The sequence below is a fragment of the Chelatococcus sp. YT9 genome, from assembly GCF_018398315.1.
In the GTDB taxonomy this organism is placed as follows: domain Bacteria; phylum Pseudomonadota; class Alphaproteobacteria; order Rhizobiales; family Beijerinckiaceae; genus Chelatococcus.
On record NZ_JAHBRW010000002.1, the window covers coordinates 694,157 to 707,355 of the forward strand.

The 13,199-nt window shown below is 63.2% G+C and carries 11 protein-coding genes and 1 pseudogene; 8 read left to right on the forward strand and 4 right to left on the reverse strand.

Features of this window, described 5'->3' with window-relative positions; all coding sequences use genetic code 11:
• Window positions 1-2: 2 nt before the first annotated feature.
• The 4 genes from KIO76_RS23255 (at window position 3) to KIO76_RS23270 (ending at window position 4,692) form a co-directional block, all read left to right on the forward strand.
• Window positions 3-884 carry an ABC transporter permease gene (locus tag KIO76_RS23255; RefSeq protein ID WP_213325964.1) on the forward strand — a complete coding sequence of 294 codons (882 nt, stop codon included), beginning with the start codon at window positions 3-5 and terminating at the stop codon, window positions 882-884.
• Window positions 874-2,544, forward strand: a complete 1,671-nt coding sequence (locus KIO76_RS23260) for a dipeptide ABC transporter ATP-binding protein (protein WP_213325965.1) — start codon at window positions 874-876, stop codon at window positions 2,542-2,544. Before KIO76_RS23255 ends, KIO76_RS23260 begins: the two co-directional genes overlap by 11 nt.
• A 103-nt stretch (window positions 2,545-2,647) precedes the next feature.
• A complete protein-coding gene (locus tag KIO76_RS23265; protein ID WP_213325966.1) occupies window positions 2,648-3,883 on the forward strand; it encodes a CapA family protein in 1,236 nt (411 codons plus the stop codon).
• 59 nt (window positions 3,884-3,942) lie between these two features.
• Window positions 3,943-4,692 carry a glutamine amidotransferase gene (locus KIO76_RS23270; protein ID WP_249730010.1) on the forward strand — a complete coding sequence of 250 codons (750 nt, stop codon included), beginning with the start codon at window positions 3,943-3,945 and terminating at the stop codon, window positions 4,690-4,692.
• Window positions 4,693-4,883: 191 nt separating this feature from the next.
• On the opposite strand, the pseudogene KIO76_RS23275 reads toward KIO76_RS23270, so the two are convergent.
• From KIO76_RS23275 to KIO76_RS23290, 4 genes and pseudogenes are all read right to left on the reverse strand, one after another.
• A pseudogene (locus tag KIO76_RS23275) lies at window positions 4,884-5,454 on the reverse strand (IS5 family transposase); the annotation flags it as partial.
• Entirely contained in the window at window positions 5,349-5,798 is a 450-nt protein-coding gene (locus tag KIO76_RS23280; protein WP_213325967.1) for a Shedu anti-phage system protein SduA domain-containing protein, read from the reverse strand. The gene KIO76_RS23280 and the pseudogene KIO76_RS23275, both read right to left, overlap by 106 nt.
• Window positions 5,799-5,870: 72 nt before the next feature.
• A complete protein-coding gene (locus KIO76_RS23285) occupies window positions 5,871-6,092 on the reverse strand; it encodes a hypothetical protein (protein ID WP_213325968.1) in 222 nt (73 codons plus the stop codon).
• 61 nt (window positions 6,093-6,153) lie between these two features.
• Entirely contained in the window at window positions 6,154-6,597 is a 444-nt protein-coding gene (locus KIO76_RS23290) for a Na+/H+ antiporter subunit E (protein WP_283771516.1), read from the reverse strand.
• 904 nt (window positions 6,598-7,501) lie between these two features.
• Between KIO76_RS23290 and hutH the strand changes: the two genes are divergently transcribed.
• From hutH to KIO76_RS23310, 4 genes are all read left to right on the forward strand, one after another.
• The gene (hutH, locus tag KIO76_RS23295) at window positions 7,502-9,115 is read left to right on the forward strand and encodes a histidine ammonia-lyase (RefSeq protein WP_213325970.1); all 1,614 of its coding nucleotides are present in this window, start codon (window positions 7,502-7,504) and stop codon (window positions 9,113-9,115) included.
• A gap of 119 nt (window positions 9,116-9,234) precedes the next feature.
• Window positions 9,235-10,614: a hydantoin-5-propionate amidohydrolase gene (ertD, locus tag KIO76_RS23300; RefSeq protein ID WP_213325971.1), complete on the forward strand. Its 1,380-nt coding sequence runs from the start codon at window positions 9,235-9,237 to the stop codon at window positions 10,612-10,614.
• On the forward strand, window positions 10,611-11,876 hold the full coding sequence (locus KIO76_RS23305) for a Zn-dependent hydrolase (RefSeq protein ID WP_213325972.1): 1,266 nt from the start codon (window positions 10,611-10,613) through the stop codon (window positions 11,874-11,876). The genes ertD and KIO76_RS23305 overlap by 4 nt, the downstream gene beginning before the upstream one ends.
• A gap of 165 nt (window positions 11,877-12,041) precedes the next feature.
• Window positions 12,042-13,100 (forward strand): extracellular solute-binding protein, encoded by a 1,059-nt coding sequence (locus KIO76_RS23310; RefSeq protein ID WP_213325973.1) that lies wholly within the window; start codon window positions 12,042-12,044, stop codon window positions 13,098-13,100.
• Window positions 13,101-13,199: the final 99 nt, after the last annotated feature.

Below are 13,199 nucleotides of genomic sequence, written 5' to 3' on the forward strand. Positions count from 1 at the left end.
CCATGAAGGCTGCCATCATGCGCGCTCTTCGGAAGCGCCCGGAAGGACGGCGCGCCGGCTTCGCCTGGCTCGTGCTAGCCGCCTATATCCTGCTAGCGGTCGCAGCGCCAATCATCGTTCCGCAGAACCCCTACGACCCCCTGCAGATCTTCGGATGGGAGGCCTCATCGCCACCCGGCACCGAGAGCGGCGGGGGCTATCCCTACCTTCTTGGAACGGACGGCCTCGGACGCGACATCGTCAGCACCATCCTCTACGGCCTGCGCATCAGCCTCGTCGTCGCCCTCACCAGCACCGCGATCGCGGCCCTGATCGGCATCACGGTCGGCGTCAGCGCGGCCTATTTCGGGAAGTGGGTCGACGCCGTGATGATGCGTATCGTCGACCTCCAGCTCAGCCTTCCGACCATCCTCGTGGCCCTGATCGCCATCGTCACGCTCGGACCGGGCATCGATCGCATCATCCTCGCGATCATCATCGTGCAATGGGCGACCTATGCGCGGATCGCGCGCGGCGTAGCCCTCAGCGAGATCGGCAAGCCTTATCTCGATGCGACGCGGCTGCTGCGTCTGCCCGCCCGGCGGACCATCTTCCGGCATCTTCTGCCCAACAGCATCGCGCCGGCCATCACGCTGATCCCGATCGAACTCGGGCATGCGGTTGCCCTCGAAGCGACCCTGTCCTTCCTCGGTCTGGGCGTGCCGATCGACAAGCCCTCGCTTGGCTCGACCGTGGCAAACGGCTTTCAGTACCTACTAACCGGCCAGTACTGGATCAGCCTGTTCCCCGGCCTGGCGCTGTTCGGCCTCATAGCAAGCATCAACTTCGTAGGCGAAGACATCCGGCGCAGCTTGGATCCGAGGAGCCGTTCCCATGACGCATGATCGGACACATGCCCCGCTGCTCGCCGTCCGCAATCTCACCCTGAAGCATCGCGGCGCCACGATGATCCTGCAGGACGTGAGCCTCGACCTTCACCACGGTGAAGTTCTCGGTCTCATCGGCGAGTCCGGAGCGGGCAAGTCGACCCTCGGCAATGCCATCCTCGGCCTGATTCCGGCCGAGTTCGAGCGGACAGGCGGCACCATCCTGTTCGAGGACGAAGCGCTCCACACGTCGGACGTGCACCAGTGGGAGCGGATCAGGGGGCGCAGGATATCCGCGATCTTCCAGGATCACACCGCGTCGCTCGATCCTTTGATGGCTATCGGGCCCCAGCTCCTGGAGACGATCCTTGCCACTAACGACGGGATCTCGCGTGAGGACGCGCGCATTCGCGCCATCGACCTGCTGACCCGCGTTGGAATTCCAGAAGCGAACGAGCGCTATCACAGCTACCCGCATCAGTTCTCCGGTGGGCAACGTCAGCGCGTCGTCATCGCGATCGCGCTCGCCGGATCTCCTGACATCATTATCGCCGACGAGCCAACCTCGGCCCTCGATGCAACAGTCCAGAAGCAGATCCTGAATCTCCTGCGCGAACTAGTCGATGAGACCGGGGTGGCCATCATCCTCATCACGCACGACATGGGCGTCGTCTCGCACATCACGGACCGTGTCGTTGTAATGCGCTATGGTAAGGTCGTGGAGCATGGAGCGACGCCCTCGCTCTTGGATGAGCCCAGAGAGGCGTACACGCGGAGCCTGCTCGCAGCGGTGCCGCGATTGCGGCTGTCCGATCCCGGAACACGCGAGGAAAGACCCGAGGGTTCGGGAAGTCCGCCGATCCACAATGCGCAGGGAGCCTCGCGCGCGAGGCCGCTCCTCGTCGCGAGCGGAATTGGGAAAACTTTTTCCAGGCGCTCACTTGCATGGTTTCGCGGGGGAAGTGCGAAGCCGGCACTGCAGGACGTCACGGTTCGCCTGGAGCATGGTGCGATCACCGGGATTGTCGGGGAAAGCGGCAGCGGGAAGAGCACGATGGGCCGAATCATCGCGGGCCTGGAAACCGCGGGCGACGGCACATTGGAAATCGACGGCAGTGTCTTCGACATAGCGCGCTCCGGCTCGCACAGCGGATTGCTGGGCAAGGTCCAGATGATTTTCCAGGATCCTGCGGTCTCGCTGAACCCGCGCATGTCGGTCGGCGAGACACTGCGAGAAAGCGTCCGCTTCGGAACCGACCGGCCCGGACGTGAGCGGCCGGACGTGGCCGCGATGATGGACCGGCTCGGACTGGCACGCAGCCTCCTTGGCCGATACCCGCATCAGCTGTCGGGCGGGCAGAAGCAGCGCATTTGCATCGCGCGTGCGCTCCTCGCCAGCCCGCGGATCATCGTCGCCGACGAGCCGACTTCTGCGCTCGACGTCTCCGTGCAGGCCGAGATCGTCAAGCTCCTAAGGGAGAACGTGGCCGAGCAGGGCATCGCGATGCTCTTCATCTCGCACGATCTGGCGCTTGTGCAGGAGCTCTGCAGTGAGATCTACATCTTCAAGGACGGAAAGGTGGAGGACGCGGGCCCTGCGGATTTCATCTTCGCGCAGTCCAGAAATCCCTACACCCGAAGTTTGATCGCCGCGCGACCCGGGCGTTTCACGCAATGACGCGGCAATAGCTCCCCGGAACCGCCGGCGACCGCCTCGGTACCCCTTCAACCCCCACCCTGTTTCACGCTGCGGCGCACCGCGGCGCAGGAGAGATACTGTCATGACCAACACGTTCACGATCGCTGTTACGGGGCAGTCGCTCATCAAACGCGACATCCGCGGCGTCGATAAGCCGGGGTTTCAAGGCGTCCGCGAGGTTCTCGGCCGCGCCGACCTGCGCTTTACCAATTTCGAGAGCACTATCCTCGGAGCCCAGGGCGGCTGGCCGCTCAAAGGACGGTTCTTCGGATGCAGCCAGCCGGTCGTTCTCGATGCGCTCCAGGACCTGGGTTTCCAGGCCCTCTCGCTGTCCAACAATCATGCCTTCGACCTTGGACCGGCCGGCATTCTGTCGACGCTGGAGGAGGTCGATAGGCGTGGCTTCCTTCATGCCGGCATCGGACGCAATCATACGCTGGCCGGCAGGGCTGCCAAGGGAGCGTTCGCTGGCCGCAAGGTGGCACTCGTGGCCATGGATGGCGGTCCGGGCCCGGATTTCATGTATGCCGCGGATTCCGTAGATGGACGTCCCGAACGTCCGGGCGTCAACCGTCTGAAGCTGAGCAAGGTCGTTGACGTCGATGCCGAAGCTTACGAGCACCTACGCATAATCCGCGACAAGATCGGCTATACGATGGTGGATCTCGGCAACGACAACCAGCCCGACGACCGGCCGGAGGTCGATCCCGAAGCCGAAATCAGCATCGCCCGGGCGATATTCAGGCGGTCGGACCGGTTCGGCCGGCACGTCAAGATCGATGCCGCCTCCATCTCTCGAAACACGGCGACCATCGCTGCGGCCGCCGAAGAGGGATACCTAGTCATCGCCTATCTGCATCATCACCACTGGGCATCGGACTGGTACCAGGTGCCCGATTGGGTCGGAGCCGTCGCGAAGACGTGCATCGATGCCGGCGCGGCCATGTTCGTCAGCCATGGCGCGCCCGTTCTCCAGCCCGTCGAGATCTACCGAAGCCGGCCGATCTTCTACAGCCTCGGCAACTTCATCTTCCACGTCCGATCGGAGAAGTCGCCGTGGATGGCGCGGGAGGTATGGGAGAGCGTCATCGGGCTCTGCTCCTTCGGCGAGGACGGCGGGCTCGCCGGCCTGTCCTTCCATCCGGTCGTGGTCGGCGGGAGTGAAAGTGCGAGCAGCGATATTCTGGAGCAGCGGCTGGTGCCCGAGCTCGCCGACGAGGCCGATGCGCAGCGGATCCTGAGCCGCTTCAAGGATCATTCCGCGAAGCTCGGCATGCGGATCGACATCGAGAACGGCGTCGGCATGCTTCGTCTCTGAGCGGCGCGCATCCCACCGTGGTTAGCAGCCTCAATATCCTTTCATAAGGGAGATCCGCCTTGATTTTCAACCACTTGCTGCTCATCCAGGTGGGCACGCCTCCCGATGATATTCGCGACCCGCTAGGCGACTTTCCACTCTGGTTCCATCGCGTCCTGCGACATCCCGGCGAAGCGCTGCACGTCGTCCGTGTTTTCGAGGGTGAGCATTTGCCTGCCCCCAAAGCTGTTCGCGGCGCAATCATCACCGGATCGTGGCACATGGTGACGGAGCGCCTGCCATGGAGCGAGGCGACCGCGCATTGGATACGCGACGCCATGGCGATCGAGCTGCCGCTCTTCGGCATCTGCTACGGCCATCAGCTCATCGCTCATGCTCTCGGCGGACGCGTGGATTACCACCCTCAGGGGCGTGAAATCGGCACACAGACGATCCGACTGCTGGCAGGAGCGGAGGATGACCCCTTACTTCAGGCGATGCCTGTTCGGTTCTCGGCGCATCTGACACACATGCAGACGATCATCGACCTGCCGATCGGTGCGCGGGCGCTCGCAGCTTCCGATCACGATCGACATCAGATTGTTCGCTACGGGCCAAACGCCATCTCGACGCAGTTCCATCCTGAGTTCACACCGGAGATCTGCGCAGCGATCATTCGACTGCGCACCGAAACGCTGTGCCACGAGGGCCGAGATCCGACCTCATTGCTTGCTGCTGTTGAGGATGCACCGGAGCCAGCCGGACTACTCCGCCGGTTTGCCACGCTGACGTTGCACATGCAGCCGACAGCCGCGTCTGTGAGCGCGTAGCGTCATCGATCAATATTGCTCCTTTGCGGTCCATAGCCGGCCGTTAGGGCAAACTTTGCCTCACCCAAAAGCGGACCTTCGCCCTCGTTTCGATGAACGGCAGCAATGCGCCCTTTCGGTCGTTCCGGCAAATTTTTGCCTTCACCCAGAAGCGGACGTTTGGGCTATTCGCGACCCCTTAGGGTCCGGACTTATAACGAGAAAGCGACCGTCGCTGCGATCCTGAATGGCGGCGAGGAAGTTTTGGGCGTTTCGGTCGTAGCGTGTTGCGATGCGCCTAAAATCCTTGATGCGGCAAAACATGCGCTCGATGGCGTTGCGGTCGCGGTAGCGGACGGGCGAGAAGCAGTTCTTCCAGATGCGGTTGGCCTTGGGCGGGGTGTTGGCGAAAGCGCCTCGTCCGGCGATCTGATGGCGCACGGCGTTGCTGTCATAGCCCTTGACGAGGCCAGTGTCCGGCAGTTCTTCGAGCAGAACTGCGCCGGCCGCGCGATCGGCGACATTGCCGCCTGTAAGAAGGCGACAGGCCGCCACGGCCATCAGTCAAAGCGTGGATCTTGGTGGTGCGGTCGCCGCGTGAGCGGCCTATGGCCTGGCTGAGCTTCCCCCTTTGCCGCCCGCGGCACAGCGATGCGCCCGAACGGCCGAGGGGTCGATCAGCATCTGTGCGGGCGGTCTTCCAGCGCTGGCGAGCACATGGAAGATGTTGCTCCATACGCCCTTGGCAGCCCAGCGCTGGAAGCGGTTGTAGAGCGTCTTTCTCGCAGCTTCGTACGAGCGGTCTTTATTTCAAGCACCGCAATATTGTCGGTCAGCGCGTTGGCCAAGAGGAAATCGGTGATGGTCTCCCCGGCGCCGTTCACCTTCTTCCCGCCGACATGGGCCTGGCCCTGCAGCAGCAGCACCGCCACGTTGAACGCCAGATCGAGAATGAACGGATTGGCCTCGAACAGCTTCTGCCACTGCGACTCCGTCGCCTTCGACGTGAGCTTCGCCTCCATCGGCGAGATAAGCGTATCGAGCGATGCGAGTTCGATCTCCTCGTGAAGCCGGATGCTCGCCTCGCGCTGGGTCTTCAGCAACGTGCGTACCGTCGCCCTCGCCATGCTGACCACCGCTGTACGGTCCTTTCCGAGAGCTTCGTGTCCACAATGATGGGGCCGATCGCGTCCGCCACGTCATCGGGGCCAGGTTCGAAAAGCTTTACGGAAAGGATCCCCGGTCCAGTCGGGTGAGTAGATTGGTGTAGGCCGCCTGCTGCTTTTCTTCCGGCTGGAGGCGCGCGCCTTGTCATCGAAGCGATTGGCGTTCAGCCGCAGCTCGTCGAACAGGCGATAGCCCATCTCGAATGTCTTGCCGTCGGCTGAGCGCGACACCTCCAGCGTTTTCTCGTCCGTCAAACACAGATGTCCGATGCCTTCTACCTAGGAGATTACCTGGATGATGAAAGACAGCGTCCGGTCAAGGCCAAGCCCGAAATTCGGATCCTTCGAGAAGCGTGCCGTCGCTTTCCGAGGCGATTGGCAATTTGCCCGGCTGAAGGCTCATGACGGTCCGAGCTGCATCGCGGCCCATGCCCGGCGGGAGCGATGTCCGATAGGTCACCACGCCCGGCGCCAGCGTCGGCGGCGTCGTCATGGCACGCCGGGCCACATCGATGCCTGCTGACACTGACCGGGGGAGAAAGTACATAAGGAAACCGATGATGCCGCGCGGCGAGGGGCTTCCACCCGGCGGCCAAAGAGCCATGCTGGCCCAGGTTGCGACTAATACCGCGAGGAGACCGATGGGCAGGTCTTTTAAACCCGGTCCGATCAGGATCATCCAAAGTGCGAGAAAGGAGAAGCACCGTCCAAAAAGTCTCTGGGGGGTTAGGCGCTCGTGAGTGCGCGAGGCCCGTGTCATGCGCCGAAGTTTCCGAGACGACGCGGTCGATCGACTATTTCGGTAAGCTGCCGCGCGCCGATGACCGTAGAAATTTCTACTAAAGATACGCGAAGATCGACGCTTCCAAATCGTTTGGTTGTTGAGGTGTTTGATTTTGCCGCTAGGGCTTCATTTGCGAAAGATGAATTCGATCCCTCTTTGATGAAAATACGGCGGTCGAATGGATCATATCTGCGCAGATGCGCCATACTGTAGAGAAAGAAGCGATGCGGGCACACCGCATGCCAGTGCTCGTTTGAATTTGGGTAAGATTACGCTCATTCTCGACGAGACAATTGGCGTCAACATAGCATTCCCCTGTTTTCGGTCATCGGCTTCCTGTCCCGCGGCTGTGCCAGGCGTCCCATTCTCGAGCTTCCCGCGCTACTATCCCCATAGGCCAGACCGACCCGCAGCTTCGCTTCATCTGGCTTGCAACGAGGCCGACGATCAACCGGCTCGCTCCGTCGAGCATACGGACCTCAGAGGAGCCTCCAGATCACCGACGGTAGCCATCTTCAGAGAGTTCAACATGATCCGCTTCATTGGACAATTTCTCCGAATTATAAGCGCGTGAGACGGCCGGTCAGACAACTGGAGCGCTCGGACGTGCCGCCGCAATGTCGCGGGCCATCCATGCCAGGATCGGCGCCGGACCACGCGCCGCTTGGCCGCGAACAATCGAATTTCCTATTGGCCGCTTTCGGATTTCAGATGTACCCGCTCGGCTGCGCGTCCGATACGGATGTCGTGGGTCGCCGGCGTTCAGCTCGACGGATGATGTCATGGCGAGTTCCTTGGCCTTGGCCCGGATATCACTGAGCTGGATATCACCGAGCTGGATATCGCTTGGCGGCGGAGAAGAGTGGCAAGGATCGGTCCATTGAGCACTATCATTCTAGACGGTAACAGCCTGACGATCGAAGATGTCGTCCAGATTGCCCGCCAAGGGGCGAAAGTCGCGATTGCGGATCGCGCGCGTCATGAGATCGTGCGCGTACGGGCCTACATCGAGGAAAACTGGCTGACCGAGAATGCCCCGCCAACCTATGGTTTCAATACCGGCGTCGGCAAGCTGAAGGACTATGCCATCAGCCAGGCTGACAATGACAAGTTCCAGCGCAACATTGTTCTCTCCCACTGCTCGGGCATCGGCGAGCCGGCTTCCGAGGAGATCGTCCGCGCCATGATCGCGGTGCGCATCAATGCGTTCTGCCTTGGTGTCTCGGGTCTGAGGATCGAGGTCGTGGACCGGCTGGTCGAGATGCTCAATCGCGGCGTGCATCCTGTCGTGCCGATCCAGGGCTCTGTCGGCGCGTCCGGCGACCTCGCGCCGCTCGCGCATATGGTCTCCGTGCTCATCGGCTACGAAGAGGCCGAGGCGATCTTCGAGGGCGAGCGTATGCCGGCCCCCGCGGCGCTGGAGAAGGCCGGCATCGCGCCCGTGACTTTCGACCTGCGCGCCAAGGATTGCCTCGCGCTTATCAACGGCAACAGCCTGTGCGCTGGCATGGCTTCCCTGAACCTCTGGGATGCCGAGCGCCTCATGAAGCTCGCCGACGCCACCGGCGCCCTGAGCCTGGAGGCCATCCGCGGCGAGCAGGCGGCCTTCGATCCACGCATCCATGCGGTGCGCAAGCAGCCGGGCCAGATCGCCACGGCCGAGAATATTCGCCGGATCATCGCCGGTAGCCGACGCACCACGGAAGCCTGCCGCGCGGTGCATCTGGAGGACGACATCCTCCACCCGAAACATTCCGCCCGCGTGCAGGACCAGTATTCCTTCCGTTGTCTGCCGCAGGTGCACGGCAGCTGCCGTGACCAGCTCGAGCACTGCAAGGCCATCGTGACGCGGGAATTGAACGCTGCGACCGACAACCCGCTGGTGTTCTGGAACGACCGTGGCGCTCTCGAATTCCTCTCTGGCGGCAATTTCCATTGCGAGCCGCTGGGTTTCGCCATGGACATCCTGGCAATTGCCCTTGTCGAGATCGGCAATATTTCCGAGCGTCGTCTGTTCGCCTTGTGTGACACCACCTTGAACTATGGTCTGCCGCCGAACCTGGCCGGCAAGCCCATCGGCCTCAACTATGGCTATGGCATCATCTCCACGGCGGCAGCCGCCGTTGCTTCAGAAAACAAGACGCTCGCCTTCCCGTCGACCGCCGATACCATTCCCACCAAGAGCAGCCAGGAGGACCACGTCTCCATGGCCACGTGGGCCTGCCGGAAGACGCGCCAGGTGCTGGACAATGTGCCGAAGATTCTCGGCATCGAGGCCATGCTCGCCGCGAAGGCCATCTTCCTCACCCAGGAAGCGCTGGGCGGCTTCCAGCTCGGCGGCGGCAGCCAGGCGCTGTACGACCTCATCAAGAGCCGCCTGCCGCTGCAGCAGGAGGATGCCTACATGCAGCGCCAGTCCGTGCCTGCGATCAAGATGGCGCAGAGCGGTGAACTGCTGGCGGCGGTCGAGGCCAGGGTTGGCGCATTAAAGTGAGCCCAGGCCTCCAGTCGACGGGCTGGTCCGTCCGGGCTCGCCCCGCTGGCCAGACGATGACACGAAGAGGCGCGCGCTTGCGCCGCCCTCGACCGATAACGCTCTTCAGGGAAATCACGATGTCTGATTTCGATCTCGTGCTGGCTGGCACACTCGTCTTGCCCCATCGCGTTGTTCCGGGTGGCTTCGTGGCGGTACGTGATGGCCGCGTCGCTTTGGTGGGGCAGGGTGCTCCCCCGGCGGCGCGCGAGCGGCACAGCCTTGGCGAAGCGCTCATCCTGCCTGGCGCGATCGACGCGCAGGTGCATTCGCTTTCGCAGAAGGGCGCTGAGGATTTCATCTGGTCGACGCGATCAGCGGCGGCTGGTGGCGTTACCACGATTGTCGACATGCCCTATGACGACGGCAATCTCATCTGCTCCGCCGAGGCTTTGAAGAGCAAGGTCGCACACGCCGCGCCCCAGGCGCGGGTTGATTTCGCGCTGCATGGCACGGTCAATCCCGAGGAAGGCGCGGCGCGCATACCCGAGATGGTCTCGGCGGGGGCCTGCGCCTTCAAGTTCTCCACTTTCGGCACTCATCCCGTGCGTTTTCCGCGCATCCCGCCTCAGCTTCTCCTTGAATGTTTCACGGCAATAGCCCGCGAGGGACTGGCGGCCGGTGTCCATAATGAGAACCATGAGGCGGTCGAGACCTATGTGACGAAGGTCAGGGCCTCGGGCATCACCGATTGGCGCGCCCATGGCCTCTCGCGCCCCCCGATCACCGAGCTGCTTGCCATGCACGAGATCTACGAGATCGGGGCTATGGCGGGCTGTGATGCCCATGTGGTGCATTGCTCGCTTTCGCGCGGCTACGACATCGCCGCCGCGTATCGCACGCAAGGCTTCACCGCCACAGTGGAATGCTGCATCCATTACCTCGTGCTCGACGAGGAGAACGACGTGCGTCGCCTCGGCGGTAAGGCCAAGATCAATCCACCGGTGCGTCCCCGCGCGGAGGTCGAAGGACTTTGGCGGCAGGTGGCGGCCGGCAATGTCTGGCTCGTCTCGACGGATCACGTGTCGTGGACCGCGGATCGCAAGACCGCCCCGAACATGCTGGCCAATGCATCCGGCGTGCCGGGGCTCGAGGCCATGGTGCCGCTGTTCGTCAAGGGCGCGCTGGAGCGCGGCGTGCCACTGACCTGGGCGGCGCGGCTCATGAGCGCCAATCCCGCCCGGCATTTCCGTATCGATGACCGCAAGGGCAATCTTGCCGCCGGCTTCGACGCCGACATCATCGTCATGACGCCTGAGCCCTACGTCTATGAGGCGGCCGCCAGTGGTCACAACGTGGTCGACTGGAGCCCCTATGACGGGATGACGATGCCCTGGCGCATTACCGCCACCTACCTGCGTGGCGAGCAGGTTTATGACGGCCGGGCTGTGCTCGCCGAGCCCGGCAACGGCCGGTTCGTTCGCCCGCCACTCACCCGTGCGATCGCGAGCACGGCATGAGCGGACAGAACTGGCCGGTCAAGGCGGACCGGATCGCCGAGGATATCGAGGCGCTGGCGCGGATCACCGATCCGGACAAGCCCTGGACGCGGCGCGCGTTCACGCCGCGTTTCCTGGAGGGGCGTGCCTATATCGAAGCGCGGATGCGCGCCGCCGGTCTCGAGACGCGGATAGATGCGGCCGGCAATCTGATCGGCCGGCGCGCCGGCAGCAGGCCCGGCACTGGCACTCTCCTGATCGGCTCACATTCTGACACTGTGCCCGATGGGGGCCGTTTCGACGGGGTGGCGGGGGTGGTCACGGCCCTCGAAGTCGCGCGCTCGTTGGCGAATGCGGGCATCGTGCTTGAACATGATCTCGAGGTGATCGACTTTCTCGCCGAGGAAGTCAGCATATTCGGCGTGTCCTGCGTCGGCAGCCGGGCCATGGCTGGCCGTCTTGATCCAGCATGGCTCGGGCGTGTCAGCGGCGATCTCACGTTGACGGAGGGCATCCGGCAGGTGGGTGGGGATCCCGACCGTCTGGCCGACGCGGCGCGCGGCGACATCAAGGCCTTTATCGAACTGCACATCGAACAGGGGCCGATCCTTGAAGACAGCGGCGATGATATCGGTGTGGTCTCGGCCATCGTCGGGATCACCCGGATCGAGTTCATCATACAGGGGCGGCCTGATCACGCCGGCACTACGCCGATGCACGCCCGCCGCGACGCATTGGTAACGGCGGCGGATCTCGTGCGCGCCGTCAGAGCACTCGCCATGGCGCATCCGGCGGGCGAGGGTCATTTCACGGCGACCGTCGGCGAGTTTCGCGTCCTCCCGAACGCCGCCAATGTCGTTCCCTCCAAGGTGGAGCTGTTGATTGACGCACGCGCCGAATGTCGTCCTGCGATGGAGGCCTTCATCACGGCGCTGGCAGCGGAGGCAGCGATTCTAGAGCGGCTGCACGGTGCCGCCGTGACCGGCCCCCGCATCATCTCGGACAACGACGCGGTAGCCTGCGACACGACGCTCCAGCAGACATTGGCAGAGGCCGCCGACACGCTTGGTCTGTCGCGTCGGGCGCTCGCTTCCGGCGCCGGGCATGACGCGGCCTGGATCGCGCGGATCGCGCCGGCGGCGATGGTGTTCATACCGTGCCGGGAGGGCCGCAGCCACACACCGGAGGAATGGACAGAGAATGATGCAATCGCCAAGGGCGCGGCCGTGATCCATCAGGCGATCCGACGTCTCGATGCGGGAGGGGCCGGCACGGCGTCGTGACCCATCACGGCACGGTTCGGCCGCCCTTATCGGCAGTTTCGACATCACTATCATTGGCAAGCGCGATCCGCGCCGGTTTGCTTCAGGAAGACGATTGCTGTTTCGGCGACTCGCACGTCGGGGCGGCCAAACGTAAAACGTTCTAAAAATGAGGGGTACATCAATATGTTGGATCGCCGGAGCCTCCTGAAGCTGACTGCCGCAGGCGCAATCGCGGCCGCGGCGCTCGTGCCCGCGTTGGCCGGGGCGGCTGAGCCGCCGAAGCCCGCCAAGTTGACGATGAATGTCTATGCCGGTCCTTTCGAAGCCAATATGCGCAAGGCGGTCATCGCGCCATTCGAAGCCGATACGGGCATAAAGGTGGAACTCGTTCCGAGCGCTCCGCCGCTCGCGAAACTGCAGGCGCAGGGCGCCTCGCCGGAGCTCGATATCCTCATCGCCGGCATCGTCGAGAATTTGATCGCCGGCCAGCAGGGACTGATCGTCAAGCTTGATCCGGACAACATCCCGGAGCTCAAGGATATCTACGACATCGCCAAGACCCCGGACGGTGTCGCGGTCAACTTCTCGGCTCTGGGCCTTGCCTATGACAAGAGGCAGTGGCCGACCCCGCCGACCTCCTGGTTCGATCTCGCCTCGGACAAGACGCCGGGCAAGATCGTGGTGCGCCAGCCGGACGCCCAGAACACCGTCGCCTGGATGGCTATCATGGCCAAGGAGCTGAACGGCGCCTGGCCGGAGAAGCCGGAAGACTACAAGAAGGTTGGCGAACTTCTGACGAAGAATCTCAAATCGCGTCTCGCCGCCATCACCACCAACACCGCCACCACCCGCGCCGGCTTCACCAATGCCGGCGCCGGTCTTGCGGTATGGACCGACAGCCAGGTCGCGGCCTTCGCCGAGGAGAGCAAACTGCCCCTTGCCTTCGTCATTCCGAAGGAAGGCGGCGTCATGATCGCCACCACCGCGATGGTAACCCGCACGCCGAACAAATACTGGGCGGAAAAGCTGATCGGCTACATGCTGCGGCCGGAAGCGCAGAAGATCTTCGCGCTCAACGGCTACTACGCGCCGTCAAACAAGACCGTCGTCGTTCCCGATGACGTCGCGGCCAAGATGGTCTATGGCCAAGCCAAGATCGATACGCTGCTGCGGATGCCGTGGGACAAAATAACGCCCATCAACCAGCAGATCTCGGAAACCTTCTACGAAGCCGTCAACTGACCGGCAAAGCCTCTCTCGATGCCTCCCGGCCGGGCCCTTCATTGGCCGGGAGGCACGGCCCAGCCCAAACCGTGTATTCGCCATTTGGGTATGATGCGG

Bases quoted from the DNA above. Each gene is read 5' to 3' on its own strand.
- KIO76_RS23255 (WP_213325964.1), top strand. From the start codon at position 3: ATGAAGGCTGCCATCATGCGCGCTCTTCGGAAGCGCCCGGAAGGACGG.
- KIO76_RS23260 (WP_213325965.1), top strand. From the start codon at position 874: ATGACGCATGATCGGACACATGCCCCGCTGCTCGCCGTCCGCAATCTC.
- KIO76_RS23265 (WP_213325966.1), top strand. From the start codon at position 2,648: ATGACCAACACGTTCACGATCGCTGTTACGGGGCAGTCGCTCATCAAA.
- KIO76_RS23280 (WP_213325967.1), bottom strand. From the start codon at position 5,798: ATGGCGAGGGCGACGGTACGCACGTTGCTGAAGACCCAGCGCGAGGCG.
- KIO76_RS23290 (WP_283771516.1), bottom strand. From the start codon at position 6,597: ATGACACGGGCCTCGCGCACTCACGAGCGCCTAACCCCCCAGAGACTT.
- ertD (WP_213325971.1), top strand. From the start codon at position 9,235: ATGTCTGATTTCGATCTCGTGCTGGCTGGCACACTCGTCTTGCCCCAT.
- KIO76_RS23305 (WP_213325972.1), top strand. From the start codon at position 10,611: ATGAGCGGACAGAACTGGCCGGTCAAGGCGGACCGGATCGCCGAGGAT.
- KIO76_RS23310 (WP_213325973.1), top strand. From the start codon at position 12,042: ATGTTGGATCGCCGGAGCCTCCTGAAGCTGACTGCCGCAGGCGCAATC.